General features: G+C 70.0%; 5 protein-coding genes and 1 pseudogene. 4 read left to right on the forward strand and 2 right to left on the reverse strand.

Annotated features, from left to right (window positions below; translation table 11 throughout):
• The 3 genes and pseudogenes from Q0A34_RS02085 to Q0A34_RS02095 form a co-directional block, all read left to right on the forward strand.
• A pseudogene (locus Q0A34_RS02085) lies at nt 1–513 on the forward strand (ABC transporter ATP-binding protein); the annotation flags it as partial.
• 5 nt (nt 514–518) lie between these two features.
• Nucleotides 519–1,262, forward strand: coding sequence for an ABC transporter permease subunit (locus tag Q0A34_RS02090; protein ID WP_291478009.1), 744 nt, complete (start codon nt 519–521; stop codon nt 1,260–1,262).
• A gap of 10 nt (nt 1,263–1,272) precedes the next feature.
• Nucleotides 1,273–1,749 carry a hypothetical protein gene (locus Q0A34_RS02095; RefSeq protein WP_291478011.1) on the forward strand — a complete coding sequence of 159 codons (477 nt, stop codon included), beginning with the start codon at nt 1,273–1,275 and terminating at the stop codon, nt 1,747–1,749.
• On the opposite strand, the gene Q0A34_RS02100 is transcribed toward Q0A34_RS02095, so the two are convergent.
• A complete protein-coding gene (locus tag Q0A34_RS02100) occupies nt 1,736–2,440 on the reverse strand; it encodes a TIGR03089 family protein (RefSeq protein ID WP_291478013.1) in 705 nt (234 codons plus the stop codon). The two genes, Q0A34_RS02095 and Q0A34_RS02100, sit on opposite strands and share 14 nt — an antisense overlap.
• A 19-nt stretch (nt 2,441–2,459) precedes the next feature.
• A complete protein-coding gene (locus Q0A34_RS02105) occupies nt 2,460–3,047 on the reverse strand; it encodes a VanZ family protein (protein ID WP_291478015.1) in 588 nt (195 codons plus the stop codon).
• Between the two features lie 34 nt (nt 3,048–3,081).
• On the opposite strand from Q0A34_RS02105, the gene Q0A34_RS02110 reads away from it, so the two are divergent.
• Nucleotides 3,082–3,277, forward strand: a 196-nt coding sequence (locus Q0A34_RS02110; protein WP_291478017.1) for a hypothetical protein, incomplete at its 3' end; no start/stop codon positions are given.

Consider the following 3,277-nt stretch of genomic DNA (forward strand, 5'->3'; position numbering starts at 1 on the left):
GGTGCGTTGCTGGGTGATCCGGCGCACCTGATCCTGGATGAGCCGGTCAACGGGCTGGATCCGGAGGGGGTCAGCTGGATGCGTCGGACGATCCGGGCGTTGGCTGCTGAGGGGCGTTCGGTGCTGGTGTCGTCGCACCTGCTGTCGGAGATGCAGTTGACTGCGGACCGGCTGGTGGTCATCGGCAAGGGCAGCATGATCGGTGAGTACTCCATGGAGGAGTTCCTCGCCGGTGGAAGCCGGGTCCTCGTCGAGACCGTGGACACCCGGGGCGCGGAGACGCTCACCGGGGCCCTGCAGGGAACGGGATTCGAGGTGTCGGGGGAGGACAACCGTCTCACCGTCGCCATCCCGGACGGGGAGAAGGAGGCCGCGGTCCGTCGTGCCGTGGCGGAACTCGCGTTGACCACCGGCACGCCGGTGACCGCACTGAGCGTCGAACACGACAACCTCGAGTCCCGCTTCCTCGCGGCGACGTCCGAGGCGCAGGAATACCGCACCGGAGGGAACTGAGAGACATGACCGCACTGACAAACAGCCTGCGTTCGGAGACCACGAAGGTCCTGAGCATGCGTTCGACCCTGGTGTACACGATCCTGCTGACCGGGTCGCTCTTCGGCCCCGTGACCCTCTACATGTGGTTCTCCGGGGCGGAGGACCGCACCGTCGACTGGGCGCTGCTGTCCACCGGCGCCGCGATCTTCCAGGTCGTCGCCGTCGTCTTCGCTGCGGCGACCACGGCCGGTGACATCCGCAATCACATGCACGCCCAGGCCTTCCTGACCCAGCGTGCCCGGTCCCTCTGGGTGCTCTCGAAGGTGGTGGTCACGGCGGTGTTCACCGCCCTGACCTACCTGGTGGGCACCGGACTGGCCATGGTGTCCGCCATGGTCTTCGGCGGACAGCTCGACCTGGGCGCGGAGACCGGGCAGTTCGCCGCGAACCTGGTGGGCTGCGTCGTCTTCGCCTCGTTGACGGTGGGCCTGGCGTGTGTGGTGCGCAGCCAGGTCGGCGCAGTGGCGCTGCCGATCGTGTGGCTGATGGTCGTCGAGGGCATGCTCGCCCTGGCGGCGGGCCGTTACGAGTGGCTGCGTCCCGTGGTCGCGGTGTCGCCCGGGCAGCGCCAGATGCAGCTCGCTTACGGCATGGACCAGCTCGACCTGGGCATCAGCACAGCGGGATGCTACCTGATCCTGGTCGGGTGGGTCGTGGTGATGACGGGGCTCGGACTGTGGCGCAACCAGCGCGCCGACGTCCGGTAGCCTGTGGGCCATGGACATCGCACTCGGGGACTCCGGACGCACACTGACACTGCCCGCGCACTGGCAGGAGCTCGACACCGTTCCGGAGGACGCCCCGGGCACCGTGGCCTTCGGCTACCGTACGCAGGCGAGCTTCGCCGCCGTCACCCTCGCCCCGCTGGACGGCCAGATGATGCCGGTCGACCGGGACGAGGTGGTCAGGGGGATCGGGCCGGCGCTGCAGGAGGCGCAGGCGGAGCTGGTCGAGGTGGACGCAGGGGAGACCCCGTCCGGTGACCTGCTTGTCTACACCGTAGTGAGGACACCCGAACCGGAGGAGGGGGAGGGGGCCGGAGAAGGGGACCAGCTCAACCTCACCCTGCACGTCGCCGTGGAGAACGGCGACTACATGGCGCCCTTCATGGTCCAGGGGTTCTTCACCGGTGACGTGGACGAGGCGCTCGACCAGGCCCGGGACCTGGTCTCCCGGACGATCACCGCGGAGTGACCGTCCCCCGTTCGGTGGCGGCGAGGTGCTCCAGGCGTGCCGGGTCGTCGTCGGTGGACACCACCACCGACCCGTCGACGAACAACGGCAGCAGGGCGGCGACGAGACCGTCGGTGTCAGCCCACGGGCCGGTCACCGACCTGACTCCCGGAGTGAACGACTCCCCGGCCCGGCGCCGCAGGTCGGCACCGGTCACCGGGGTGCCGTCGAGGGTGTGCAGGAGTACGGTGTCCTCCCCGGTCTCCGGGCCGGCGTAACGGTCGCCCTGGACCCGCAGTTCCGGCGACAGGTCGGTGACACCGAACTCCACCTCGCCGCCGGCTTCGGCGACGCCCCGGCCGAAGGGGTCCGTGGACAGCTGGAGGATGTCGGCGTCCCAGTCCGGGTGGGCGTCCGGGTCGGTGGTCAGCAGTGCGGCCGCGGTGCCGGCGGCGGGGGAGGACGGGGCACAGACCGCCACCCCGGCCCGCCAGCAGCCCACCACCAGGGCCGCAGGCATCCAGTCGGTGGGGGCGTCCACGGCGACGACGTCCCCCGGGGCGAGTCCCATCTGACCGGCCATGAGGTTGCCGCCCTTCGCAGCCCAGTTCGCCAGGGTGGCGGCGGAGAGCTCCATCCGTCCGGCGTCGGTGTACGTCGTCAGACGGGGCGAGGCGGCGTCGGTCCGGAGGAACGGGGACAGGAGATCCATGGCGACCAGACTAGCCCGTTCAGCCGCCGACGACCTTGTCCGGGTCGCCGAGCGCCGGGCCCAGGATCACGAGCACCACGAACACCAGCACCGCCAGCCCGACCACCACGGTGAGCAGCGTCTGCCACCGGCGTGACCAGGTGGGGTTGCCGGAGAACCAGCAGGCGATCCAGGCACCGAGAGCGGCACCGAGGGTGTTGCAGACCAGGTCGGTGACGTCGGTGCGCCCCAGGGAGAACATGTACTGGGTGACCTCGATCCCCAGGCTGAAGATGGCGGCCACGCCGACCGTCCACCGCCACCGTCCGGCCAGGATCATCGTCAGCATTCCCAGCGGGACGAAGAAGGCGAGGTTGCCGAGGATGTCGAAGACCCAGCCGAAGGTGGTGGAGGAGTCGGAGATGATCCCGAACGGCACCAGCCGAAGCTCCCGGACCCGCTGGTTCTCCGGCTTCCACAACAGGCCGATGGTGTAGTACGCCTTCAACGTCGTCAGGGCGACGACCACCGCCGCGTAGCCGAGCAGGGTCACGGCGACCCACGTCTGCCACGGGGTGCGTCGGGACGGCGCGACTGGGGCGGGCACGGGAAGGGCGGGAGTGTCCATGCGCAGACACCTTAGCGGGCCGTAACGTGGAGGTATGAATGCCAGCAGTTTCGACGCACTCCCCGGCGGCCGGGTGTACACCGTGGACCGGATCCGCCGGGCGGAAAGGCCGTTGCTCGACGCGGAGACGGAACCTGACCAGCTGATGCGGTCCGCGGCGGCGGCCGTCGCGGAGGCGGCCGGGGTGATGCTGCAGCGGGCCCCGGTCACACCGGAGGCGAAGGCGAGGA

Source organism: Corynebacterium sp. (assembly GCF_022712195.1).
Classification (GTDB): domain Bacteria; phylum Actinomycetota; class Actinomycetes; order Mycobacteriales; family Mycobacteriaceae; genus Corynebacterium.

What these genes read in the sequence shown, in the direction of transcription:
- Q0A34_RS02090 (WP_291478009.1), top strand. Translation starts at nt 519, where the DNA reads ATGACCGCACTGACAAACAGCCTGCGTTCGGAGACCACGAAGGTCCTG.
- Q0A34_RS02100 (WP_291478013.1), bottom strand. Translation starts at nt 2,440, where the DNA reads ATGGATCTCCTGTCCCCGTTCCTCCGGACCGACGCCGCCTCGCCCCGT.
- Q0A34_RS02105 (WP_291478015.1), bottom strand. Translation starts at nt 3,047, where the DNA reads ATGGACACTCCCGCCCTTCCCGTGCCCGCCCCAGTCGCGCCGTCCCGA.
- Q0A34_RS02095 (WP_291478011.1), top strand. Translation starts at nt 1,273, where the DNA reads ATGGACATCGCACTCGGGGACTCCGGACGCACACTGACACTGCCCGCG.